Annotated in this window: 18 protein-coding genes; 10 read left to right on the top strand and 8 right to left on the bottom strand. The window is 69.8% G+C overall.

Annotated features, from left to right (window positions below; all coding sequences use genetic code 11):
• Positions 1–51 precede the first annotated feature (51 nt).
• From KBI44_03180 to KBI44_03170, 3 genes are read left to right on the top strand one after another with little or no spacing between them, the layout of a single operon-like run.
• Positions 52–1,218 (top strand): efflux RND transporter periplasmic adaptor subunit, encoded by a 1,167-nt coding sequence (locus KBI44_03180; GenBank protein MBP9143461.1) that lies wholly within the window; start codon positions 52–54, stop codon positions 1,216–1,218.
• On the top strand, positions 1,215–4,367 hold the full coding sequence (locus KBI44_03175; protein MBP9143460.1) for a multidrug efflux RND transporter permease subunit: 3,153 nt from the start codon (positions 1,215–1,217) through the stop codon (positions 4,365–4,367). The genes KBI44_03180 and KBI44_03175 overlap by 4 nt, the downstream gene beginning before the upstream one ends.
• Positions 4,364–5,797 (top strand): efflux transporter outer membrane subunit, encoded by a 1,434-nt coding sequence (locus KBI44_03170; protein ID MBP9143459.1) that lies wholly within the window; start codon positions 4,364–4,366, stop codon positions 5,795–5,797. The genes KBI44_03175 and KBI44_03170 overlap by 4 nt, the downstream gene beginning before the upstream one ends.
• Here KBI44_03170 and KBI44_03165 read toward each other — a convergent pair.
• Positions 5,755–7,362 carry a mercuric reductase gene (locus tag KBI44_03165; protein ID MBP9143458.1) on the bottom strand — a complete coding sequence of 536 codons (1,608 nt, stop codon included), beginning with the start codon at positions 7,360–7,362 and terminating at the stop codon, positions 5,755–5,757. The two genes, KBI44_03170 and KBI44_03165, sit on opposite strands and share 43 nt — an antisense overlap.
• A gap of 147 nt (positions 7,363–7,509) precedes the next feature.
• On the opposite strand from KBI44_03165, the gene KBI44_03160 reads away from it, so the two are divergent.
• The 7 genes from KBI44_03160 (at position 7,510) to KBI44_03130 (ending at position 16,061) form a co-directional block, all read left to right on the top strand.
• The gene (locus KBI44_03160) at positions 7,510–8,175 is read left to right on the top strand and encodes an RNA polymerase sigma factor (protein ID MBP9143457.1); all 666 of its coding nucleotides are present in this window, start codon (positions 7,510–7,512) and stop codon (positions 8,173–8,175) included.
• Positions 8,172–8,675, top strand: a complete 504-nt coding sequence (locus tag KBI44_03155) for a hypothetical protein (GenBank protein MBP9143456.1) — start codon at positions 8,172–8,174, stop codon at positions 8,673–8,675. The genes KBI44_03160 and KBI44_03155 overlap by 4 nt, the downstream gene beginning before the upstream one ends.
• A complete protein-coding gene (locus tag KBI44_03150; protein ID MBP9143455.1) occupies positions 8,647–10,329 on the top strand; it encodes a hypothetical protein in 1,683 nt (560 codons plus the stop codon). Before KBI44_03155 ends, KBI44_03150 begins: the two co-directional genes overlap by 29 nt.
• Positions 10,330–10,529: 200 nt before the next feature.
• Complete coding sequence (locus KBI44_03145; GenBank protein MBP9143454.1) at positions 10,530–12,122, top strand: HD domain-containing protein; 1,593 nt, start codon at positions 10,530–10,532, stop codon at positions 12,120–12,122.
• Between the two features lie 10 nt (positions 12,123–12,132).
• The gene (gene ligA, locus KBI44_03140; protein MBP9143453.1) at positions 12,133–14,148 is read left to right on the top strand and encodes an NAD-dependent DNA ligase LigA; all 2,016 of its coding nucleotides are present in this window, start codon (positions 12,133–12,135) and stop codon (positions 14,146–14,148) included.
• Positions 14,149–14,381: 233 nt separating this feature from the next.
• Positions 14,382–15,842, top strand: a complete 1,461-nt coding sequence (locus KBI44_03135) for a sigma-54-dependent Fis family transcriptional regulator (GenBank protein ID MBP9143452.1) — start codon at positions 14,382–14,384, stop codon at positions 15,840–15,842.
• A gap of 3 nt (positions 15,843–15,845) precedes the next feature.
• Positions 15,846–16,061, top strand: a complete 216-nt coding sequence (locus tag KBI44_03130; GenBank protein ID MBP9143451.1) for a hypothetical protein — start codon at positions 15,846–15,848, stop codon at positions 16,059–16,061.
• Here KBI44_03130 and KBI44_03125 read toward each other — a convergent pair.
• The 7 genes from KBI44_03125 to tilS form a co-directional block, all read right to left on the bottom strand.
• Positions 16,058–16,855 carry a pyridoxine 5'-phosphate synthase gene (locus tag KBI44_03125; protein MBP9143450.1) on the bottom strand — a complete coding sequence of 266 codons (798 nt, stop codon included), beginning with the start codon at positions 16,853–16,855 and terminating at the stop codon, positions 16,058–16,060. The genes KBI44_03130 and KBI44_03125 overlap by 4 nt on opposite strands.
• Positions 16,852–18,315 (bottom strand): phosphoglucosamine mutase, encoded by a 1,464-nt coding sequence (locus KBI44_03120; GenBank protein ID MBP9143449.1) that lies wholly within the window; start codon positions 18,313–18,315, stop codon positions 16,852–16,854. The genes KBI44_03125 and KBI44_03120 overlap by 4 nt, the downstream gene beginning before the upstream one ends.
• On the bottom strand, positions 18,312–19,025 hold the full coding sequence (locus KBI44_03115) for a YbbR-like domain-containing protein (protein MBP9143448.1): 714 nt from the start codon (positions 19,023–19,025) through the stop codon (positions 18,312–18,314). Before KBI44_03115 ends, KBI44_03120 begins: the two co-directional genes overlap by 4 nt.
• Positions 19,022–19,807: a diadenylate cyclase CdaA gene (cdaA, locus tag KBI44_03110; protein MBP9143447.1), complete on the bottom strand. Its 786-nt coding sequence runs from the start codon at positions 19,805–19,807 to the stop codon at positions 19,022–19,024. The genes KBI44_03115 and cdaA overlap by 4 nt, the downstream gene beginning before the upstream one ends.
• Positions 19,804–20,718 carry a dihydropteroate synthase gene (gene folP, locus KBI44_03105; GenBank protein MBP9143446.1) on the bottom strand — a complete coding sequence of 305 codons (915 nt, stop codon included), beginning with the start codon at positions 20,716–20,718 and terminating at the stop codon, positions 19,804–19,806. The genes cdaA and folP overlap by 4 nt, the downstream gene beginning before the upstream one ends.
• A gap of 211 nt (positions 20,719–20,929) precedes the next feature.
• Complete coding sequence (ftsH, locus tag KBI44_03100; GenBank protein MBP9143445.1) at positions 20,930–22,852, bottom strand: ATP-dependent zinc metalloprotease FtsH; 1,923 nt, start codon at positions 22,850–22,852, stop codon at positions 20,930–20,932.
• Positions 22,853–22,881: 29 nt separating this feature from the next.
• Positions 22,882–24,332, bottom strand: a 1,451-nt coding sequence (tilS, locus tag KBI44_03095; protein MBP9143444.1) for a tRNA lysidine(34) synthetase TilS, incomplete at its 5' end; no start/stop codon positions are given.

Below are 24,332 nucleotides of genomic sequence, written 5' to 3'. Positions count from 1 at the left end.
CAAATGCGCACCCTTTCGAACTCTGAGGAGAGCCTCGTGAATCGTTCCTTGATGACAGTCGCAGTACTCATCACATCCTCTTGGAGCCTCGCCTGTGGCGGTGGCAAGCCGCCGGCCCAACTGGCTCCGCCGCCGGCACAGGTCACGGTCGTGACTCTGGCGCCGAAGACCCTCGAAATGGCCTTCGCGGTGCCGGGGCGGCTCCAGGGCTCGCGCGAGGTCGAAGTCCGCTCGCGGGTGAAGGGCATCCTGCAGAGCTGGGCCTACAACGAGGGCGAGCCGGTTCGCGAGGGGCAGCTCCTCTTCCGGATCGATCCGGCCTCCTACCGTGCCGATGTCGACCGCGCGAAAGGCGTGGTGGGCGAGGCGCAAGCGGCTCTCACCCGCGCCGAGCGCGACGTGGCGCGGCTGGGTCCCCTGGTCGAGCGCGAGGCGGTCTCCCGGCGCGAGTTGGACGACGCCATGTCGACCCGCGACCAGGCCAGCGCGAGCCTCGAGAGCGCCCGCGCCGCCCTGCGTTCGGCCGAGCTCGAGCTCGGCTACACGCAGGTCGTCGCGCCGGTCTCGGGAATCTCCGGCCGAGCGCTCAAGTCCCAGGGGAGTCTGGTCGACGATGGCGAGAATTCGCTGCTGACGAGCATCTGGCGCATCGACCCGATCTGGGCGCTGTTCACGGTCTCGGACCGCGAGTTCGCGCGTCTTCAGGCGGAGCTCGCCCGCGCCGGGAAGTCGCTCTCGGACGTCTCCGCCGAGCTCGTGCTCGCCGACGGCCGGATCCATCCGCTGCGCGGCAAGCTGAACTTCACCGGCTCGCAGATCGACGTCTCGACCGGCTCGGTCGAGCTGCGCGCGGAATTCCCCAATGCCGACGCCGCGCTCCTCCCGGGACTCTTCGTGCGCGTGGTGCTGCAGGGCGTCTCCCGGTCCGCAGCGCTGGTGGTGCCGCAGCGCGCCGTGCAGCAGGGGCCGGAGGGCCAGTTCGTCTACGTCGTTGGCGTCGGCGACAAGGTCGAGTCCCGGCCGGTCGTGCTCGAGCAGTGGAGCGGCAGCGACTGGATCGTCGGCTCGGGCCTCGCCGCAGGTGAGCGGGTGATCGTCGACGGCGCGCTCAAGGTCGGTCCGGGAGCGGTCGTGCAGGTCGTCGACGCGGCTGTCGACGCGGTCGAGCCGGCGGTCGAGACGGATGGGGCGGCGGGCGAATCCGGAGCCGGTTCATGATTTCGCATCTCTTCATCCGGCGGCCGATTCTCGCCACCGTCATCTCGCTGCTGATTCTGCTGATCGGCGCGGCGGCGATCTTCAACCTGCCGATCGCGCAGTACCCGGAGATCGCGCCGCCGCAGGTGACGGTGAACGCCTTCTATCCCGGAGCGTCGGCCGAGACCCTGCAGGTCACGGTCGCTGCCCCGATCGAAGAGCAGATCAACGGCGTCGAGGGAATGCTCTATCTGTCGTCGACCTCGTCTTCGAACGGCTCGGTGAGCATCACCGTGACCTTCGAGACCGGCACCGACGTCGACCAGGCGGCGACCAATGTCAGCAACCGCGTCCGCCTCGCCGAGCCGCGGCTCCCCGAGGAGGTCCGCAGAAACGGCGTCACGGTGCAGAAGCAGTCGTCGAACTTCCTGCAGATCATCTCGATGACTTCGCCGGAAGGCCGTCTGGACCCGCTCTTCCTCTCCAACTACACGACGCTCAACATCCTCGAGGAGATCAAGCGCGTTCCGGGAGTCGGCTCGGCGTTGATCTTCGGCGCCCAGGACTTCTCGATGCGGATCTGGCTCAAGCCGGACCGCCTGGCGCTCTTCGGCCTGACGCCGGCGGACGTCGCGGCCGCCATCCGCGAGCAGAATGCGCAGTTCGCGGTCGGGCGCATCGGCCAGGAGCCGACGCCGGGCCCGACCGAGCTCTCTTTCACCGTCACCGCACCCCCTCGCTACACGGAGCCGCGGCAGTTCGAGGAGATCGTCCTGCGGTCGGCAGCGGATGGGGCGCGGGTGCGCCTCGCCGATGTCGCGCGGGTCGAGCTCGGCGCCCGGGACTACGACACGGTGTCGAACGTCAACGGCAAGCCGGCGATCAACATGGCGATCTTCCTGCAGCCGGGCGCCAATTCGCTGGCGACGGCGGATGGCGTACAGGCGACGATGAGGGAAGTCGCCAAGCGCTTTCCCGTAGGGATGGCCTGGGCGACGCCGTACGACTCGACCCGGTTCGTGCGGGTGTCGATCGAAGAGGTCGTGAAGACCCTCCTCGAGGCGATGGTGCTGGTGTTCCTGGTCGTCTGGGTCTTCCTCGGTTCGTTCCGCGCGACGCTCATTCCGCTGATGGCCGTGCCGGTGTCCCTCATCGGCGCGTTCGCCGGCATGTACGCCCTCGGATTCAGCATCAACACCCTGACGCTGTTCGGGCTGGTGCTCGCCATCGGCATCGTCGTCGACGACGCCATCGTCGTGCTCGAGAACGTCGAGCGCATTCAGCGCGCCGAGAAGATCTCGCCGCGCGAAGCGGCGTTCAAGGCGATGACCGAAGTCACCGGACCGGTGATCGCGATCGTCCTCGTCCTGGTGGCGGTCTTTCTGCCGGTCGCCTTCTTCGGCGGCCTCGCTGGCGAGCTCTACCGCCAGTTCGCCATCACCATCGCCATCTCGGTATTTCTCTCCGGCGTGGTCGCGCTCACTTTGACCCCGGCGCTGTGCGCGATCCTGCTCCGCCCGGAGCACATCGCGCCGCACGGTCTGCTGGGCAGGTTCGATGCCTGGTTCCAGCGCCGCACCGACGGTTTCGGCGCCAAGGTCGACTTTCTGATCCGCCACAAGGCGCTCACCATCGGCCTGTTTCTGGTCGCGCTCCTGGCGGTTTTCGGGCTGCTCAACGTGGTGCCCGGCGGGCTGGTGCCGAGTGAGGATCAGGGCTATTTCATCGCCGCGGCCTTGCTCCCGGACGGCGCGACGCTGCAACGCACGGCGAAGGTGGCGCGTCAGGTGGAGCAGGCGGTGCTGGCGGATCCGGCGGTCGAGCGCATCGTTTCGATCGTCGGCTTCGACTTCGTCGGCGGCGGCAGCAAGTCGAACGCTGCCACCTTCTTCGTCATTCTGAAACCCTGGGACGAGCGCGAGTCGAAACTCGAGCAGGTGCTGGGCGGCTTCTACGGCAGCACCGGCGGGATCAAGGAGGCCGTGATCTTCGGCTTCAATCCACCGCCGATCCAGGGGCTCGGTGCGACCGGCGGGTTCGAGTTCTTCGTTCAGAATCGCGGCGAGGGCAGCACCCACCACATGTCGGAGGTGGCGTTCGGCCTGATGGAGAAGGCCAACAAGCTGCCCGAGCTGGCCGGCGTACGCACGCTCTTCCGGCCGGACGTGCCGCAGCTCGAGGTGGCGCTGGACCGTGAACGCGCCAAGGCGTCGGGCATCTCGGTCGATGACGTTTACGCGGCGTTGCAGAGCACCTTCGGCACGCTCTACGTCAACGACTTCACGCGCAGCGGCAGGGCCTTCCGGGTGCAGCTTCAGGCCGAGGCGGTCGACCGCAAGTCGCCCGACGATCTCGGGCGCGTCTTCGTGCGCGCCGCCGACGGCCGCATGATGCCGCTCTCTGCGCTGGTCACCGTGAAGTCGACGGTCGGCCCCGAGGTGCTCGAGCGCTTCAACGGGTTTCCGGCGGTGAAGCTCCTCGGGGCCGCCGCCCCCGGACGAAGCTCGGGCGAGGCGATCGCGGCGATGGAGAAGCTCGCCGACGCCCAACTGCCACAGGACTTCGGTTACGCCTGGAGCGGCTCGGCCTTCCAGGAGAAGAAGACCGGCGGCTCCTCGGCGGTGGTCTTCCTGTTCTCGATCCTGGTGGTTTTCTTGATCCTGGCTGGGCAGTACGAGAGCTGGAAGCTGCCGGTGGCCGTGCTGCTCACCGTGCCGATCGCTGTGCTCGGCGCGCTCGCGGCGGTCTGGTTGCGCGGCGCCCTTTTCGGCGGGGCGGCGAACGACATCTATTTCCAGATCGGATTGATCACGCTCATCGGCCTGGCGTCGAAGAACGCCATTTTGATGGTCGAGTTCGCCACCCAGCGGCGGGATGCCGGGGCCACGATCGAAGGCGCCGCGCAGGAGGCGGCGCGTTTGCGGTTCCGTCCCATCGTGATGACCTCGCTCGCCTTCGTCCTCGGGGTGCTGCCGCTGGTCGTCTCGACCGGCGCGGGCGCCGCGAGCCGACATTCGATCGGTACCGGCGTTTTCGGCGGCATGATCGCCGCGACGTTCATCGCGGTCTTCTTCATTCCGGTCTTCTACGTGATCATCGCGCGGCTGGGGGAGAGGCGACGCCGCCCGGGCGTCGCGGAATCCTCCGCCGGGCAGGAGGTCTCCTCGTGATTCGCCGCACGTTCATGCCCGCGTTCCTGCCTGTTCTCACGGTCGTACTTCTCGCTACGGCCGGCTGTTCCCTCGCCCCCCCTCCGGAGCCGCCTTCGACGGTCGCGCCGGAGAGCTGGCGCTCGTCTGCCGCCGTCGGGATGTCGGACGGGAGTGCGGGAGCGGCAGTCGCCGACTCCTGGTGGCTGGCTTTCGACGACCCGCAGCTCGACGCCCTGGTGGCGCTCGGACTCGAGGCCAATCACGATCTCGCGCTGGCGATCTCGCGGCTGGAAGAGTCGCGCGCCCTCGCCCGGCTCGCGGGTGCGGACCGACTGCCTGCGGTCGCGCTCGAGGCCACGGCGGCGCGCACGCGCCTCGCGGAGTCGAGCGGCGCGCAGGCACCGGGAAGCGCCACCGAGGTCGACTACGGACGGGTGGCAGCGACGGTCTCGTTCGAGCTCGACCTCTTCGGCCGGGCGCGCAACCAGGCCGAGGCGGCGCGTCAGGATCTCCTCGCCGCCACCTGGACCCGGGATGCGGTGCGTCTCGCGGTGGTCTCCGACGTCGCCTCGACCTATTTCGACCTCGCCAGCCTCGACCGCCAGGCCGTGGTGACGCGCGAGACGGTCGAAACTCGGCAGCGCACCGAGCAGCTCATCCGGGATCGCTTCGAAGGGGGGCTGGTCTCGCGCCTCGACCTCGAACGGGCGCGCGCCGAACGCGCCGCCGCCGCGGCGGCGTTGCCCGAAATCGAGCGTCGTCGCCGCGCGACCGAGAATCGACTCGCCATTCTGCTCGGCGGCATGCCCGGTGCGATCGAACGTGGCAAGGCTCTGGAGGAGATCGCCGTGCCGGAGGTGCCGGCCGGCCTGCCGTCGGAGCTCCTCCTGCGCCGCCCGGACGTCGCGGTCGCGGAGGCCCGCCTCGCGGCCGCCGCAGCGCGCGTCGGGCAGGCGCGTGCCGCCCTCTTCCCCTCGATCGGTCTCACCGGCTACTACGGCCGCGAGAGCGCCGAGCTCGGGAACCTCTGGAACCCTGCGGCGGCGGTCTGGCAGGTGGCGGCCGGCCTCCTGCAGCCGATCTTCCAGGGTGGCCGGAACCGTGCGCTGGTGGCGGCTACCGAAGAGCGCCAGAAGCAGGCGGTGATCGGCTACCTCGCGACCGCCGAAGGCGCTTTCCGCGACGTCGAGGACGCGCTGTTCGCCACCCAGACGCGGCGCGAGCGGCGCACGGCCCTGGCTGAGCAGAGCGCGGCGCTCGAGGCTGCGGCAGCGATCGCTCGCGACCGCTATCGGGAGGGCGAATCGAGCTTCCTGGAGGTGCTGGACGTCGAGCGCTCGCGCCTGGTGGCCGAGCTCGAGCTGCAGACGGCGCGCCGTGACGAACTGGTCGCGGCGGTCGAGCTCTATCGCGCGCTGGGTGGCGGCTTCGCGAGCGCGTCGGACTGAGCGGCCGCCAGCCCATCGGATTTGGCAAACCGCCGGAGCTCACTCTTCTCCTGCCGGCGAAACCAGAAGGCGAAGAGGCGCTTTGCCCCCCGGGTGAGCTTCGTCCGGCGCCAGGCGTCGGCGGCCCGTTTCACCACTTCCGCCTGGGTGGGGTAGGGGTGGATCGTCTCGGCCAGTCGGGCGAGGCCGACGCCGTGCTGGATCGCCACGACGAGCTCGCCAATCGTCTCGCCGGCGTGCTCGCTCACCAGGGTCGCCCCGAGGATCCGGTCGCCCCCCCGCTTGTAGTGGAGGCGGAGTAGCCCGGCATCGGCGCCGGCGCCATCGAGGCGCGCGCGGTCGTTCTCCGCCAGCGACACCTCCAGGGTCTCGAAGCGGATCCCGCGCTGGCGCAGCTCGTCATCATGGAGGCCAACCTGGGCGACCTCGGGCGAGGTGAAGGTGCACCGGGGGACGAGCAGCGCACTGGCTCTTTTCCTGCCGCGAAAGAGGGCGTTCTGCAGCACGATCCTCGCCTGGGCATCTGCGAGATGGGTGAAGCGGCGCGCCGACACGACGTCGCCACAGGCGTAGATGCGCGGATTCGTCGTCTGGAGCCGGTCATCGACCTCGACACCGCGCGGCGAGAAGGCGACACCGGCGCTCTCGAGGCCGAGTCCCAGGACGTTGGCCGCGCGCCCGGTGGCGACGAGGATCTCGTCCACCGGCAGCTGATGCTGATTGCCGTCGAGCTCGAAGTGCACGACCTTGCTGCGCTGCGGCCGTTGGACGCCGAGGAGTCGGCAGTCGACAACGATCCGCACCCCGTCGGCTTCGAGGGCCTTCTGGACGACCGCGACGCAGACCTCCTCCTCGAGCGTCAGCAGATGGCGACCGCGCACCAGTTGAGTGACCTGGCTGCCGAACCGGGCGAAGGCCTGGGCCAGCTCGCACCCGATGGGTCCCCCGCCGAGGATCGCCAGCCGCCGCGGCAGATCGGTGAGCTGGAAGACCGTCTCGCTGGTGAGGCATCCGACCTCGGCGAGTCCGGGCAGATCGGGCACCGCGGGGCGCGCCCCGGTCGCCACCAGCGCCCGGCGGAACCGCAGCCGGCTCCCCGCGACCTCGAGGGTATCCGCGCCGGTGAATCGGCCTTCGCCGAGAAAGACGTCGATGCCGAGGTCGCGCAGCCGCCAGACGGAGTCGTGGCCGCTGATCTCGGCCCGCAGGCGTCGCATGCGTTGCATCGCCGCCGCGAAGTCGCCGCCCTCCGGCGTCGCCCGCACGCCGAACTCGGCCGCATGCCGCAGGTCGCGGAAGGCGCGCGCAGCGCGCAGCACCGCCTTCGAAGGGACGCAGCCCGAGTTGAGGCAATCTCCTCCCAGCAGGTGCTTCTCGACGATGGCAACCCGGGCTCCGAGACCGGCGGCGCCGACGGCGGCCACCAGGCCGGCCGTGCCGGCGCCGAGGACGACGAGGTGGTAGACCCCGGCCGGTACGGGATTCTCCCAGGCCGCCGGATGGACGTTGTCGACCAGCCGCTGGTTGTGGGCGTCGAGCGGCAGAACGAGGGGTGCATCGGGCATCGCCGGAGCATATCCGGGCCGCTGGCTCCGATGCCCAGCGCGTTGGGGCGGGCAGCCGGGGGACACCCCTCCGCCCGCAACCCGGGGCACGGATCCCGACGCAAGTGCCACAGGCGACGTCGGCGGGTACGCTAGGCTTGATGGCCGGTGGCCGGAGTCAATGTTGTGGAGCGGAGCGGGGCGAAGAGCGACGAGGCGCTCGCCGTCGAGGCGAAGCGTGGCTCGGAGGAGGCGTTCCGCGAGCTCGTGGAGCGCTTTCACCGGCCGGTCTACGCGCTGGTAGTGCGCATCGTCCGGCAACCGGAGCTCGCCGAGGATCTCGCCCAGGAGACGTTCCTCAAGGCCTGGAAGGCCCTGCCGCGGTTCGATCCGGAACGCAAGTTCTCGAGCTGGATCTTCAAGATCGCGCACAACAGCGCTCTCGACGAGCTGCGCCGCGGGGGGCTCGAAACGGTCTCCCTCGACGCCCCTTTCCCCGGGGAAGAGGAGTCGCCCGAGATGCCGGCCGACCTCGCGGCGGAGAATCCGCTGCTGCGGACCCTGGCCAGGGAGTCGGGCCGGCTGCTCGAGCGCGCCGTGGCGCGCCTGCGCCCGGCCTATCGGGGGATTCTGCTCCTGCGCTTCGCCCAGGAGATGTCGTACGACGAGATCGCCGAGGTCCTGGGGCTCCCCCTGGGCACCGTGAAGATCCACATTTTCCGCGCTCGCGCCGAGCTCGCGCGCGAGATGCGGACGCTCGGTCTCGATCCCGATTCCCCGGGTGTGAAACCCGGAGGTGGAGCAATCGTAGGGCCGACTGGAGAGATGAAATGAACACCCCCCCCCGCGACGCCCATACCCGACCGCTCCTGCCCGAGGATGCCTCTCTTGCGGCCTGGTTCGCACACCTCCCGGAGCCGGCTCCGCGGCCCGGATTCGTGCTGCGGGTGATGGCGGCGCTGCCGCGGCGCAGCTGGCTCGATTCGCGGTGGAGCCGCGCGGCGCTCGCTGCCGCTCTCCTCGCGGTGGCGGTCTCGGCGGGGCTGCTCCTGCCGGCGGTCGGGCCGTTGGCCCGGCTGGTCGGACCGGCCGGGGTGCTCAATCTCTGGATCAGTTCGGTTGCCGATCTGATGTCGCATCTGACGGCCGGACTCTCCATCTGGGGTGCCTTGGCGAGTGTCGGCCGGGTTCTCGGTCGCGCCCTGGCTCAGCCGCCGTTGGTCGCACTTCTCGCCTTGAATGCAGCGCTCGCGCTGGCCGCGTTTCGCGGGCTGGTCGCGCTTTCGTCGAAAAGGAGTCCATCCCATGCTGGCATCGCTGCGCTTTCGGCCTGACGCTCCCGTGTCCGGGCGCGGGGGTCTCTCCCCGTGTCTCGCTCGCCTCACTGCGGTCACTCTGCTGCTGCTCGGATTTGCCGGCGGCGCCGTCGCCGTACCCACCGTTCCCGTCGCCGCCGCGGCCGAGACCGTCGAGAAGGGCAGCCTCGGCGACCAGATCCATCAGCGATTCCGGGTCTGGGTGGAGGACGATTCGATCCGCCTGCGGCCGATCGAAGGCGATCCGGCGATCCGTTCGATCGAGCTCGTCGACGACGAGGCGGAGGTCGAGGTCAACGGCAAGGCGTTCTCCGATGATGAGCTGCGTGCCTTCCTCGGCAAGGATGGCGAGCTCGTCGCCAGCCTGGCGGCGCTCGACGCCGAAGAGCGGCGCGCGGCGCTCGGCCTCGATGAGGACGGGTCAGCTGGCGTCTCCGGGACCCCTGGGTTTGCGCCGACTCCTCCGATTCCGCCGGCACCGCCGGTGCCCGGCATCGGTCACATCCGGGTCGAAAGCGACGGCGACGATCGCGTCTCGTTCGGCAGGTCGATCCATGTCGAGGCCGGCGAGACCACCGGAGACACCGTCTGCATCGGCTGCTCGGTGACCGTCTCCGGTCACGTCGAAGGGGACGCGGTTGCGGTCGGTGGCAGCGTCACCGTCGAGAGCGGTGGTCAGGTGGGAGGCAGCGCGGTCGCGGTCGGCGGCAAAGTACGCCTCGAGTCCGGAGCGACTGTCGAGCAGGATGCCGTCGCCATCGGGGGCAGCGTTCAGGCCGAGGACGGAGCGACCGTCGAGGGACAGCGCTCGACGGTCGGCTGGGGCGGCGATTGGGGCGGCAAGGGCGACCACGGGTGGAGCTCAGCCTGGCCCTTCATGTTCGACAGCGACGCCGGCGAGCTCGTCTGGAGCATCTTGCGCGCCCTGTTCCTGATGCTGCTCTGCTGCATCTCGGTGCTGCTGGCGCGTGGTCCGATGGAGCACACATCGCGGCGGTTGACCGAGGAGCCGTGGAAGGCGGTCTTTGCCGGCCTTCTGACCCAGCTCCTCTTCTTCCCGGTGCTGATCTTCGTCACCGTCATCCTCGCGGTTTCGATCGTCGGCATTCCGCTGCTGGTGCTGGTGCCGGTGGCGGTGCTCGCCCTGCTCGTCGCGACGCTGCTCGGCTTCGCCGCAGTCGCCCAGTCGCTCGGCCGTTGGGCGGCGGAGCGCTTCGGCTGGCAGCTCGCGGAGCCGTTCCTGCCGGTGGTGGTCGGCGTCGCCATGATCCAGGGCGTGACGATTCTGGCGCGGCTCGTCGGCCTGCCCGGCGGTTTCCTCGGACTCTTCGCCTTCGCCCTGATCGCGCTCGGCTTCTTCCTCAAGTACGCCGCCTGGACGATGGGTCTCGGTGCGATGACCCTGTCGCTGCTCGGACGCGATTGGCGACGGTCCGACGGGGGCCCCGGTCTGTCGGCCCGAAACGCGAGGACAGCCGAAGCGGCGAACGCTGGGGAGCCTCTGCCCGCAGTGCCCGCGCCGCCTGCGCCGCCCGCACCGCCAGTCACTCCGCCGGCGGCGAGCTCGCCTGCGCCCGAACCGGGAGCGCTCGCCGAGCCGACGGACCTGCAGCTGGCAGAGGACCTCGCGGCTTCCGAAGAGGCTCCGAAAGACGACACTCGGGGGGCCTGAAGCCTGTCCTGGCCGGTGATCCCGGCGCCGGCGGGAGCGCCTCGGGTGTCCGCCGGCGCCAGAGGGCTCGAGGGCGTGCTTGACCGTTGCGGTGGCTCGGGGTAGAAAGCACCGTCTTGTACGCGAGCTCCACGACTTCCTCTGCCTCGAGCCAGGCGAGCTCGGCGGATTTCGTCCCCTTCGGACGAGGTCTGGTGCAGATGTTGGCCACCGCCGTGGCCTTCGGCCTCCTGTCCGAGGTCGCCGAGTTCTTCAGCGAGTCCTACGGTGCCTCGTTCGTCTTTCCCCCAGCGGGCGTCTCGCTCGCGGCCAGCGTTGCGTTCGGGCCGTGGGGAGTGCTCGGTGTCCTGCTCGCCGTCGCCGCCTCCCCCTGGGGGGCCGCGGCGATCTCGCCGCTCGCGATGGTGCTGTTCTGCCTGGTCCACGCCTCGGCGGCGCTCGTTCCGGCGTTGACGCTGCGCCGTCCCACCGGCCCGACGGGCACCCGGTTGACTCGCGTGATGCTTCTGGGAATCGGGCTCGCGAGTCTGGCGAGCGGCATCCTCGGCACGCTCGCCCTGGCCTGGCTGGGGCGGCTCGAATGGACGGTCGAAGCACTGGTCAGCAACCTCCTCGCCTGGTGGGTGGCGGACACGATGGCCGGCCTCATCCTGGGAATTCCGCTGCTGCTCGCGCTGCGGCCGGCGAGCCTGCTCGACACCTACGGCCAGCGCCTCTTCGTGCAATGGCGCTCCAACAGCCGGCAATTGGCGCTCACCGGGTTCGCGCTGATCGCGGCGATCGTCGTGCTCTGGGGCTCCTATCGGCTCGATTGGGGATTCCCGGCGTGGATGGCCGTCGGCCTCCTCGCTCCGGTCGCCCTCGCCGGCGCGCAGGGGGGCCTCGGTGGAGCCATCTGGATGAACCTCCCGGTCTGCCTCGCCTATTTCGGGTTGACCGTCCTGCCGGCGCTCTCGGCGCACTCCGGCCCACTGCGCGAGGTGCTGGCGCCTGCCTACCTCGTCGCCGGTTTCTTCTGCCTCTTCGGGGCGGTCGGCGGAGCGCTCTCGGAGCGGAATCGGCAGCTCATCGAGCATGTCCAGCAGCAGCAGTCGCAACTCGAGCGCGACTTCCATCGCACGGTCGTATCGCTCGCGGCGGCGATCGAGGCCAAGGACCCGACGACCGTCGGTCACGTGCAGAGGGTGGCGAGGATTGCCGAGCGGCTCGGACAGGAGCTCGGGCTCGGCGGGCACGATCTGCAACTGCTGGCCTACGGTGCGCTCCTTCACGACGTCGGCAAGATCGGCGTGCCGGAGGCGATCCTCAACAAGCAGGGTCCGCTCGACGCGGCAGAGACCGTGCTGATGCACAAGCACGTCGAGATCGGTCTCAAGATCCTGGGCAACATCGAGGTGCTGCGCGACGTCCTGCCTCTGGTCAAGTACCATCAGGAGCGCTGGGACGGAAAACGCGAAGGCGTCGTCTATCCGGGCTACTTCGGCCTGCGCGGCGAGAACATTCCGCTCGGCGCGCGGATCCTGTCGGTGATCGACGCGCTCGACGCGATCACCAACGATCGCCCGTATCGCAAAGGTCGCGACATGGCACAGGCGCTCGCCGAGCTCGAACGCGAGGCGGGCGCGCAGTTCGACCCGCGCGTCGTCGCGGTGCTGCGCGAGCTCCTCGAGCGCGAGCCCGAGCTTCTGGCCGGGCCGCGTCCGGCTTCGGTCTTCGACTCGGGCGCCTTGCGCATCTCCAGCGATGCAGCGGGGAGCGATCCCGCCCGCGCCGCAGCCCAACGGGTCTGCTAGACCGGCGGCCATGACCGCCACCAGGCCAGATCCGGCGCAGCGCGCCGCCCAGCTCCGGCGCGAAATCCAGCGTCACGAGCAGCTCTACTATGGCGCGGGACGGCCCGAGATCTCCGATCGCGAGTTCGACCGCATGATGGCGGAGCTCGTCGAGCTCGAAGCCGCGCAGCCGGAGCTCGCGACTCCCGACAGCCCGACCCGGCGCGTCGGAGGAGAACCGCTCCCGGGCTTCGAGCCAGTACGGCACGAGCCTCCCATGATGTCGCTCGACAATACCTACAACGTCCCCGAGTTGCGGGAGTGGGCGGCGCGCCTCGCGCGCCTCGCCCCCGAGGAGGCTGCAGCGGGATTCGAGTTCGTCGCCGAGCTCAAGGTCGATGGCATCTCGACCTCGCTGCTCTACGAGGACGGCCTGTTCGTGCGCGGAGCGACGCGCGGCAACGGCACGGTGGGCGACGACGTCACCGAGAATCTGCGCACGGTGCGGGCGCTGCCGTTGCGCCTGCCGCCCGAAGCCCCTCCGAACCTCCTGGTGCGCGGCGAGGTCTACATGCCGCTCGCGGAGTTCGAGCGCGTGAATCGGGAGCGCGAGGCGGCGGGAGAGGAGCTCTACGCCAATCCGCGCAACGTCACCGCCGGAGCGATCCGGCTCCTGGCAAGCCGCCAGGTGGCGAGCCGCCGGCTCGCGGCGGTCGTCTACCAGATCGCCGACGGACCGCTGTTCGCGACCCACTCGCATGGCCTCGAGCGTCTGGCCGGGTGGGGCTTCCCGGTGCACGAGTCGTGGCGGCGATGCCGTGGCCTCGCCGAGGTCGAGGAGTTCATCGCCCAATGGCGCGAGAAACGCCACACCCTCGGCTTCGAAACCGACGGTGTCGTGATCAAGATCGACGATCTCGCGCTGCGCGAGCGCCTCGGTGCGACTGCGAAGGCGCCGCGCTGGGCGGTGGCCTACAAGTACGAGCCGGAGCAGGCGGAGACCGTCGTGCGCGCCATTCTGGTGCAGGTCGGGCGCACCGGCGTGCTGACGCCGGTCGCCGAGTTCGATCCCGTGCTGGTCGCCGGCTCGACGGTGCGGCGGGCGACGCTGCACAACTACGAAGACCTGTCGCGCAAGGACGTGCGCGTCGGCGACACCGTGGTGATCGAGAAGGCGGGAGAGGTCATTCCACGGGTCGTCGAAGTCCGGCTCGACCGGCGGCCAGCCGAGGCCCGGCCGTTCGAGATGCCGACCCGCTGCCCCGAGTGCGGCGAGGCCGTGGTGCGCTTCGAGGGCGAGGTCGCCACGCGCTGCGTCAACCCGGAGTGCCCGGCGGTGCGCCAGGAGACGATCCGGCACTACGTCTCGAGGAACGCCATGGATATCGAGGGGCTGGGCGACGAGCGCATCGCCCAACTCGTGGCCGCCGGCATGGTGACCGACATCCCCGGGATCTACGAGCTCGACCGCGAGGCGCTCGCGGCGCTGCCGGGCTGGGGCGGGAAGTCGGCCGACAACCTCCTCGCGGCGCTCGCCGAGAGCCGTCATCGTCCGCTCGCCCGCCTACTTTTCGGCCTCGGCATCCGCATGGTCGGCGAACGCACCGCGAAGCTCCTGGCGCAGCACTTCGGCTCTCTCGCGGCCCTGGAGTCGGCCAGCGAGGAGGAGCTCCAGGTGGTCGACGAGATCGGACCCAAGGTGGCGGCGAGCGTGCGCGCCTTCTTCGCCGATCCCCGTCAGCAGCGGCGGCTCGCGGCGCTCGCCGCCGCCGGCGTCGAGCCGCCCGCTGTCTCGCGCCCGACGGCGGCGTCCATGCCGCTCGCCGGGAAGACGGTCGTCCTCACCGGCAAGCTCGCGTCGATGAGCCGGGAGGAGGCCGCGGCGCAGCTCGAAGCACTGGGGGCCCGCGTCGCCGGCTCGGTGTCCCCGAAGACCTCCTTCGTCGTCGCCGGCGAGGACGCCGGTTCGAAGCTCGACAAGGCGAGAGCGCTCGGGATCGAGATCCTCGACGAAGCCGGGTTCCTGAAACGACTGGCAAGGTTCTGAAAAAAGCTCGGTAAAGGGTGCTGGGGGCGTTCCTTTCGTGGCTGCGACGACTCGCTTTCGCATCCAGAACGCCGGCGTGGGCCGCCCGCGCCGATGGTTCGACTCAGCCGCGATGATCGGTTTCTTTTTCTTTACCAGCAGCCTTTCTTGTTCTTGCTGCGGCAATTCCAGGAGGGGCCGAGGGTCAACCTGTGCCAGAATGGCACTCTATGGCGCAGGAGCCGCAAGTCCTTGTGATTGATGATGAAACCGGCTCGCGCGAGTCGATGGCCCTGGCCATCCAGCGTGCCGGATTCGCCGTTCGCACCTTCGACGACGCCCGTCGGGCGCTCGAGCTTCTGGAGGAGACGGACACCCCGCAACTCGCCGTCTGCGACCTCCGCATGCCGGGACTCGACGGACTCGGGTTCCTGAACGAAGTCCGCAAGCGGGGGCTCGACCTCGCGGTCATCCTGGTCACCGGTTTCGGCTCGATCGAGTCCGCCGTCGAGGCGATGCGGGTCGGCGCCGACGACTACCTGACCAAGCCGGTGGACCTCTACGAGCTTCGCAAGCGCGTCCTGATGCAGCTCGAGAAGCGCCAGCTCAAGGAGAAGGTCGTCGAGCTCAATCAGCAGCTCGACAAGCGCTTCGGTTTCGAGAGCATCATCGGCCGCTCGGCGAAAATGGAGGCGCTCTTCGAGCAGATGCGCCTGGTGGCGCCGACCAAGTCGACGGTGCTCATCATCGGCGAGAGCGGCACCGGCAAGGAGCTGGTCGCGAACGCGCTGCATCTCACCAGCCCGCGGCGCAACGAGCGCTTCCTGGCGATCAACTGCGGCGCGATCCCGCCGGACATTCTCGAGAGCGAGCTCTTCGGCCACGAGCGCGGCTCGTTCACCGGCGCCATCGGGAGGAAGATCGGCAAGTTCGAGCTGGCGCACAAGGGCACCCTCTTCCTCGACGAGATCTCCGAGCTCTATCCGGAGCTCCAGGTCAAGCTCCTGCGGGTGCTCGAGGAGCGGCAGGTGATGCGGGTCGGCGGCAGCGAGCTGATCGACGTCGACTTCCGCCTGATCGCGGCCACCAACAAGGATCTCGAGAAGGAGATCGCCGAGGGGCGGTTCCGCGAAGACCTCTACTACCGGCTCAAGGTCGTGACGCTCAGGATTCCGCCGCTGCGCGAGCGGCGCGACGACATTCCGCGCCTCGCCGAGCACTATCTGAATCTGATCTGCCGCGAGCACGGGCGTGAAGCGAAGCGCTTTTCGCGCGAAGCGCTGGGTGCGCTCTCGGCCTACGCCTGGCCCGGCAATGTGCGCGAGCTCCGCAACGCCGTCGAGTCGGTGGTCATCTTCCATCGCGGCGACGTCGTCCGGGTGAGCGACCTGCCGCCGGAAGTGCAGGCCTGCGCCGAGGAGACCGAACCGGGCGGAGCCGCCTTGGACCTGGAGCAGGCCGACGCCGAGGAGCTCCCGGCGGAGCAGGAGCCGTTCTTCCGCAGATCGATCCTGCCCGGCGGGGCGCCGGCAGCCACGGCGGAGGCACCGCGCGGCACGAAGACCATGGACGAGATCGAACGCGACGCTATTCTCGCCGCCCTCGACCGCACCGGCGGCCGCCGGGTGGAGGCCGCCAGGCTTCTCGATATCGGCCTCCGCACGTTGCAGCGCAAGCTCAAGGACTACAAGGATCAGGGCTACTACCAGGAGTGAACCATGGAAACCCCGGCTGACGTTCTCGTCTATTTCGACTCGATCACCGGCGAGGCCAAGCGCGGACGTCTGCTGACGATCTGGCCGCAAGGCTTCTACGAGGTCAACCTGCAGCTCGGTGGGTCCTACCGACGCTCGCTCCTGCCGATCGCGCGCACCTTCATCCTCGCCGCCGAGCCCGAGCTCGAGCGCGAGCCGCTGATCGAGATCGAGCGCTAGGGCGCGAGGGCGGGCGCGGCGCCGGTGGCACCGGCACCCGCACTGGCGCGGGCGGTGTCCCGCGCCGTTTGCATCGCCGCGAGCATTTCGCGCACCGCGCCTTCCAGGCCGAGGATGACGGCGCGGCAGATCAGGGCATGCCCGATGTTGAGCTCTTCGATCCGGAGGATCGAGGCGATACCGCCGACGTTGCCGGCGGTCAGGCCGTGGCCGGCGTAGATGCGGAAGCCGAGTGCGGCGGCCATGTCCGCGGCGCGCGCGGCTTCGGCCCGGCGGCTGGCGGCGAATCCACCGCGGGCGCGCGTGTAGGCATCCGTGTTGAGCTCGATGCCGGTCGCGAGGCCGGCGAGCGGGGCGAGCGCGTCGATGCGCTTCGGGTCGGGGTCGACGAACAGCGAGACGTCGATGCCGGCGGCGCGCAGGCGCTCGGCGCCGGCCAGCAGGCGGGGGAGGTGAGAGACGACGTCGAGCCCGCCCTCCGTGGTGAGCTCTTCCGGCCTCTCGGGCACGAGGGTCACCTGATGCGGGCGCGAGCGGCAGGCGATGGCGATCATCTCGTCGCTCGCCGCCATCTCGAGGTTGAGCTTGCCGCGCACGGAGGCGCGCAGGCGTTCGAGGTCGCCGTCCTGGATGTGCCGCCGGTCGCCGCGCAGGTGGATGGTGATGCCGGAGGCGCCGGCGGACTCGGCGACCGCGGCCGCCTCGACCGGATCCGGAAAGTCGCCCCGCCGCGCCTGGCGCAGCGTGGCGACATGGTCGACGTTCACCGAGAGCTGCAGCGCAGGGACGGTCATCGGGCGCCTCCGATCTCGAGCTGAATGGCGTCAGCGAGGCTGCCGGCGAGCTCGCCGATCGAGGCCTCGTCGGGCCCCTCGATCATGATTCTCGCCAGCGGCTCGGTGCCGCTGTAGCGCAGCACCAGCCTGCCCTGGGAGCCGAGGCTCTCCTCGACGCGGCGCGCCGCGGCGGCGACGCCGGCGAGCTCCGCGAAGGGCGGCTTGCGCTCCACCGGCACGTTGCGCAGGATCTGGGGAAAGCGGCGAAAACCGGCGAGCTCGGCCGAGATCGTGCGCCCGGCCCGCGCCGCCCGGGCGGCGATCGCCGCGATGCGCACCGCGGTCAACAGTCCGTCACCGGTCGTCGAACAGTGCAGGTCGACGAGGTGACCCGACTGCTCTCCGCCGAGGCGCAGACCGTTGTCGCGCAGCGTCTCGACGACGGCGCGATCCCCGACATCGCAGCGCAGGACGCCGACGCCCAGCGCCTCGAGGGCCCTTTCCAGTCCGAAGTTGCTCATGCTGGTGGCGACGATCGTCGGCACGACCAACTGGCCCCGCTGAGCGAGATCGCGGGCCCAGAGGTAGAGCATGGCATCGCCGTCGTGCAGCCGGCCGCGCTCGTCGAGCAGCAGCGCGCGATCGGCGTCGCCATCGAAGGCGAAGCCGAGGTCGAAGTCGCCCGTTGCGAGTCGCGCGGCGAGTGCCTCCGGGTGGGTCGAGCCGCAGTCGCAGTTGATGTTGCTGCCGTCCGGATGGGCGAAGAGGAGCTCGACTTCGGCGCCGAGCCCGGCGAAGAGCTCGCCGGCGAGCCGCGAGGCAGCGCCGTTCGCGGTGTCGAGGGCGACGCGCAGCCCGGCGAGCGCCTGGCGTCCTCCGCTCTCGCCGATCAGCCAACGCAGGTAACGCCCGATCACCTCCGGATCGGTCGGGCGCGCCGTGACCGGCGAAGCGGGCTGGAAGTCCGCCGGGCCCGGAGCCGTCCCGGCCCCGAGGCGACGATCGCGGCCGTCGGCATCCTGGGCATCGGCGGCCGCGGCGGAAGCGGTGCGATCCTCGAGGAGATCGGCGAGCCGGGCTTCGAGCCGTGCTTCGGCCTCCGGTTCCCACTTGAAACCGGCGCGATCGATCAGCTTGAGGCCGTTGTCGGCCGCGGGGTTGTGACTCGCGGAGGCCACCACCCCGGCGGCGCCGTCCCAGCGCGGAACCGCCCAGGCGACCGCCGGTGTCGGCAGCGTACCGAGGTCGAGCGTGCGCGCGCCCGCGACCCGAAGACCCTCGGTCATCCACTCGACGAGCGCCGGAGAGCTCGCGCGCGTGTCGCCGCCGAGCAGCACGAGTGGTGGCTTCGGTTCGGTCTGCGCCGCGAAGAGCTCCTGGCCCAGGGCGAAGCCGATGCGTCGCACCGTCGCGGCCGTGAGCGGCTCGACTCCGAACGGAGCCCGGATACCGTCGGTTCCAAACAGTCGGCGGCTCATGGGTTCTCCTGTCGTCCGGCGTCGGCGGCGCGGTCCCGGGCCGAGGCCTCGTCGGTGTCGGCGCCGGGGAAGTGCATGGGAACTTCGACGGTGACGACCGAGGGTTGAATGATGCGCACCAGGGGATCGGGTGGCACGACGCTCACGGTCTGCTTGAAGGTCAGCGCGTGGCCGTCGAGGCTGATCGGGCTCGTCGTGGCGGCGGTGATGCCGGCGAGAATCGACTCCGGTCCGGTGACCTGGACCATGTCGGGCCGGGCGACCGGCGAGAGCGGCTCGGCGCCGGCGGCCGGTTCGCCCACCAGGCGGGGCGAGACGCGGAGCATCTGGGTCTTCTCGCGGTCGAGTCGCAAGGCGATCGAATTGGGCTCGATCGCCAGGACTTCGAAACTCTCGGGCCGCAGGACGTTGCTCTCGTCGAGCTGGATGTCGAGCGTGCCGGTCGCGAGACCGGGAACCTCGATCACCACGTCGACGACGTGCGGCGCAAGCGTCCGGATCTGCTTGTCGGGCCCGCGCAGGCGCACCTTGACCGTTTGGATCGGGTCGAGGATCACGGTGCCGCGCGCCGGGTTGTAGGTCACCGTCGCGTCGATCAACTTCTCGCTCACCCGCTCGCGCTTCACGAACGACGCCGAAAACCAGACCGCGATCGCGGCGAAAATGGCGAGCAGTCGGAGTCCCCACGGCTTGCCGCTCATCCGGCTCATCGATCCTCCCGTGACGACGCGTCGACGTCGGTGACGAGGTGGAAGCGCAGGCGGGCGGAGAGCTGCGCCTTGTCCAGATGCCTCTCGAGCTCGCCGGCGACGGCGAGCGAGATCTCTCCGGTCTCCTCGGAGACCACCAAGGCGAGCGCGTCGGTCTCCTCGCTGATCCCGAGGGCCGCGCGATGGCGCGAGCCGTGCTCCTTCGAGAGCTCTGGGTTGGCGGTCAGCGGGAGAAAGCAGGAGGCGGCCGCGATGCGTTCCGCCTGGATGATGATGGCGCCGTCGTGCAGCGGAGCGTCCGGCGTGAAGATGCTGACCAGGAGGTCGAACGAGAGCCGGGCGTCGAGCGCTATGCCGTTCTCGACGTAGACCCGCAGCCCCTCCTTGCGCTCGAAGACGACGAGCGCGCCCGTCCGGCGCTCGGCGAGCGTCGAGGCGGCGAGCACCACGTCGTGCAGGTAGGCGTGGGCCTTGCTGGGCGCGGCGCCGAAGAACGGACCGCGCCCGAACCGGGCGAGCGCCCGGCGGATCTCGGGCTGAAAGAGCACGACGAGCGCGAACGGCAGGATGATCAGGAATTTCTGGATGAGGGTCTCGAGGGCGACCAGATTCGCCCAGCGGGCGAGGTAGCTGGTCGCCGCCACGAAGACGAGGCCGACCAGGATCTGCACCGCGCGGGTGCCCCGGATCAGGAGGAGGAGGTTGTAGAAGACGAGCGTGACGATGGCGACGTCGAGCAGGTCCTGCCAGGTCAAGAGCTCCAGGAACTCTCCGAAGCTCATGCCGGGATCTCCTCGCGATCGGCGTTCCCTGCGGTCGTGCCGCAGTCGTCGATCGCCGTCCAGGCGGCGAGGAAGCGGCGCGTCGCGCCGACGTCGTGCACGCGCAGGATCGCGGCCCCGCCGGCCGCCGCCCAGGCCGCAGCCGCCAGGCTCTCGGGCAGGCGCTCCGCGGGCGGCGGTGGGGGGGCTGCGTGCCGGGCGGCAGACGCGCTGGCGAGAAAGCTCTTGCGGCTCGCGCCGACGAGGATCGGCCTGCCGAGCGCGGCGAGGCCCGCCGGGTCGCCCAGGCGGCCGAGGAGCTCGAGATTCTGCCGACCCAACTTGCCGAAACCGAGTCCCGGGTCGAGCACGATCTGCTCCCGGCGGCAGCCGGCGGCGAGCGCGCGAGCGAGCATGGCGGCGAGGCCCGCACGGACCTGCTCGACGAGCCGCCCGCCCGCTCCGGCCGGCCCGAGCGTTCCCGGCGTTTCAGAGACCCGCCCCTCGTCCGCCGACCATGGGCGCTGGAAGATGCCCTGATGGTGCATCAGCACCACTGGACAGCCGGTGCGCGCGGCGAGCGTTGCGGTCTCCGGGTCTTCGAGGCCCGATACGTCGTTGAGGAGGTCGGCGCCGGCGTCGAGGGCCGCGCGGGCCACCAGAGCCTTGCGGGTGTCGACGGAGATCGGAATCGGGCTCTGCCGCCGCAGGCCAGAAAGCACTGGCAGCAGGCGCGCGAGCTCCTCGCGAGCCTCGACCTCCTGCGCGCCCGCGCCGTAGACGCTGCCGCCGGGACGGGTCGACTCGGCCCCCAGGTCGATGAGATCGGCGCCCTCCTCGATCAGACGGAGGGCCTGGTCGATGGCGCTCTGCGGGGCGAGGAACCGGCCACCGTCGCTGAACGAGTCCGGCGTGACGTTGACGACACCCATGAGACGCGGCCGGCGCGGCATGAGCTCGAGCTCCTGCCCGCGCGCGAGCGTGAGGCGGAACGAAGCGGCTGGGGCGGGTTGGGCGATCATCTCCTGGGCGCGACGCTTCCGCCCGCAAGTCTAACGGAGAGGCGCAGGCCGTCGCAGGGGCGCATCGGACGCAGTGCGGGACGCAGTGCGGGACGCCGTGCGGGGCGCAGTGCCAGCGGCGTCAGGCCGGAGTCGCTTCGGGATTGAGTGCCGGTCCCGACGCCGGCCGACCGGAGGCCGGACCCGTCGGGCTGTCGGCGCCTGGCGGAGTACCCTCTGCCGCCGGAGCGGCTTCGGGCCGCGGGCGCGGCATCGGGTCGAGCTGCTCGCCGGTCATCTCGGCGATCGTGGCGTAGACCTCGACGCCGTCGAGCGACTCCTTTTCGAGCAGGTCGTTGGCGACCCGGTCGAGCACCGCACGGTGGCGCTTCAGGATGTCGCGCGCCTGCTCGTAGGCGCGCTGCACGATGCGCGTCACTTCGGCGTCGATGCGCTGTGCCGTCTCTTCGCTGTAGCCCGACTTCTGGGCGAAGTCGCGGCCGAGGAAGACCGGTTCGCTGTCGCCGCCGTAGGCGAGCGGGCCCAACTCCGACATGCCCCATTCGCAGACCATCTTGCGCGCCATGGCGGTGGCGCGCTCGATGTCGTTGCCGGCGCCGGTGGTGATGTCCTTCTGGGTCATCTCCTCGGCCGCCCGGCCTCCCATGAGAATGGCGATCTGGCTCGACACGTAGTTCTTGGTGTAGGTGTACTTGTCCTCGGTCGGCAACTGCATCGTGACACCGAGCGCACGGCCGCGCGGAATGATCGTGACCTTGTGCAGCGGATCGTGGCCGATCAGGAAGGCGGCGACGATCGCGTGGCCGGCCTCGTGGAAGGCGGTGACGCGCTTCTCGTCCTCGGTGAGGACGAGCGACTTCCTTTCGGCGCCCATGAGCACCTTGTCCTTGGCGTACTCGAAGTCGACCATCTCGACCTTCTTCTTGTTGCGCCGGGCGGCGATGAGCGCCGCTTCGTTGACCAGGTTCGCGAGGTCGGCGCCGGCGAATCCAGGGGTGCCGCGCGCCAGCACCGAGAGATTCACGTCCTCGGAGAGCGGAATGTTGCGCGTGTGGACCTCGAGGATGCCGACCCGGCCGTTCATGTCCGGGCGGTCGACGACGACGCGGCGGTCGAACCTGCCGGGGCGCAGCAGCGCCGGATCGAGCACGTCCGGACGGTTGGTGCCGGCGATCAGGATGACCCCTTCGTTGGTCTCGAAGCCGTCCATCTCGACCAGCAGCTGGTTGAGCGTCTGCTCACGCTCGTCGTGGCCACCTCCGAGCCCGGCGCCGCGGTGCCGCCCAACGGCGTCGATCTCGTCGATGAAGACGATGCAAGGGGCGTTCTTCTTGCCCTGCTCGAAGAGGTCGCGCACCCGCGAGGCGCCGACGCCGACGAACATCTCGACGAAATCCGAACCCGAGATCGAGAAGAACGGCACGTTGGCCTCGCCGGCGATGGCGCGCGCGAGCAGGGTCTTTCCCGTACCGGGAGGGCCCATGAGCAGGACGCCCTTCGGGATCTTGCCGCCGAGCTTCTGGAACTTCTGCGGATCCTTGAGGAACTCGACGATCTCCTGCAGCTCCTCCTTGGCCTCTTCGACGCCGGCGACATCCTTGAAGGTGACCTTCTTGCCGGTCGTCGACAGGAGCTTCGCCTTGCTCTTGCCGAACGACATCGCCTTGTTGCCACCGCTCTGCATCTGGCGCATGAAGAAGATCCACAGGCCGACGAGCAGCAGAACCGGCGCCCAGCCGACGAGGATCGTGAGCAGCGTGTTCTCTTTCGGCAGCTCGGCCAGAACCTCGACCTTGGCGGCGATCAGCTTGTCGGTGAACTCGGCGTCCGGCCGGAACGGCAGCTCGACCTTGAACTCGGCGTCCTTGGCGTTCGTTCCGCCCTCCTTGAAGACGCCCGTGATCGACTGGTCGCGCAGGGTGATCTTGGCGATCTGGCCCTTGTTGAGCTGCTCGTTGAACTCACTGTAGGTGAGATCCTGCTGGGTCGTCTTGCCGACCTGGAAGGTGTTCCAGAGCAGGATGACCACCACGAAGATGACCATCCAGAGCAGCAGCGTGCGCAAGGTTCCACTCAAGTTCGAGACTCCTCCCGGCCGTCGGCCGGACCTGCTTCGATAGTCATACGTCGAAAGTCCCGCTTCGGGTTGTCGATCCACTCGACGACCCAGGCGTCACTTTCGTCCTGCAACCGGAACCGGTCTGCAACGGTGATACCCGGTACCCAGGCGATGGCGCCGTCGATGAGGAGAAGGGGAATCCTGTCCCGCTCCACGGACGGCACCTTGTGATCGATCAACAGTTCCTTCAGCCGCCGCATTCCAGGCGCTCCCAGGGACCGGATGCGGTCCCCGGGCCGGCGGTTGCGAATCTCCACCCGAACCGGGTCCGCTCCCGGGCTTCGGGAAGGGATGGCAATAGCCGCGCGCCGGCGCTCGCCGATGCGCATCCAGGGTGCCAGAGGCTCTCGGGAGAGCCGGATACGACCGTGCAGCTCCGGAATTTCCACCTCTCCCGGCAGCTCCAGAATATATGAAAAGGCCGGTACGGCGGCGGGCAGGGGAGCGAGCCACAAAAAGCCGCCGGATGCCTGCCAAAAGAGACCGTCCCCAGCCGCCAGCGCGAGCCTCGGCGTGCCGGCGAACCGCCCGCCGGCCAGCCCTCCTGGCACCCGGACCTCCGCGGAGAGTTGGCGGAGCAGCTCGCGTTTCGACCGCGTCGACCCCGGCCTCTCCCGGCCTTCCAGACGCTCGAGGAGGCCCAGGGCGAAAAAAGGCAAAGGCTCCGGTAAAGGAAGAATCGCAGCGATCTCGAGGCGCGGCTGCAGGCCCCGGCCTTCCTTTGCCAGCAGCTTCTCGAAACACTGGCCGAGAGCGGTGCGAGCTCGCGCTGCAGCTCCAGACGCGGCAGCGAGCGCGGAGGCCAATTCGGGCTCTCCTGCCGTTGAAGGAGGAAGGGCTCCGACCTCGAGGCAGGGATGGGCATCGTCATGTTCCCTTACCAGCAGCCTTCTGAGACGGCCGTCAAGGGTTTTCCGGGCTCGCTCCGCCGCCTGGGCCACGGCGGCCAGGGCCGAACCCAGGCCGGGCTCCTCCCGCTCGAGGTGCGGCCAGAGCCGATGGCGAATGCGATTGCGTTCGATCGCGAGGTCGAGATTGGTGGGATCGGCGAGCGGGACGATTCCCTTGGCCGCGACGAACGCCTCCAGAACGGACCGATCCAGATCCAGGAGTGGACGCAGAATCGCCCCTCGGCGGCGGTGGATTCCCTGAAGTCCGGCAAGTCCGCTCCCCGCAGCGATTCGCAGAAGAAGGGTCTCGATCTGATCGTTCCGGTGGTGCGCGGTAAGGATCCGGTCGGCGCCGATGCGCTCGCGAAAGACCTCGAGGGCCGCATACCGCACCCGGCGCGCCGCCGCCTCGCTGCCCTCGCGCCGCTGCGCGGGCTCCGGCACCGGATGGCGCTCCGAGGTGAACGGCAGCCCCAGCTCCGCCGCGATCGCCGCCGCCCCCGCCGCCCGTTCGC

This window comes from Thermoanaerobaculia bacterium, assembly GCA_018057705.1.
GTDB lineage: Bacteria > Acidobacteriota > Thermoanaerobaculia > Multivoradales > JAGPDF01 > JAGPDF01.
This window is presented reverse-complemented; position numbering and strand designations above follow the sequence as displayed.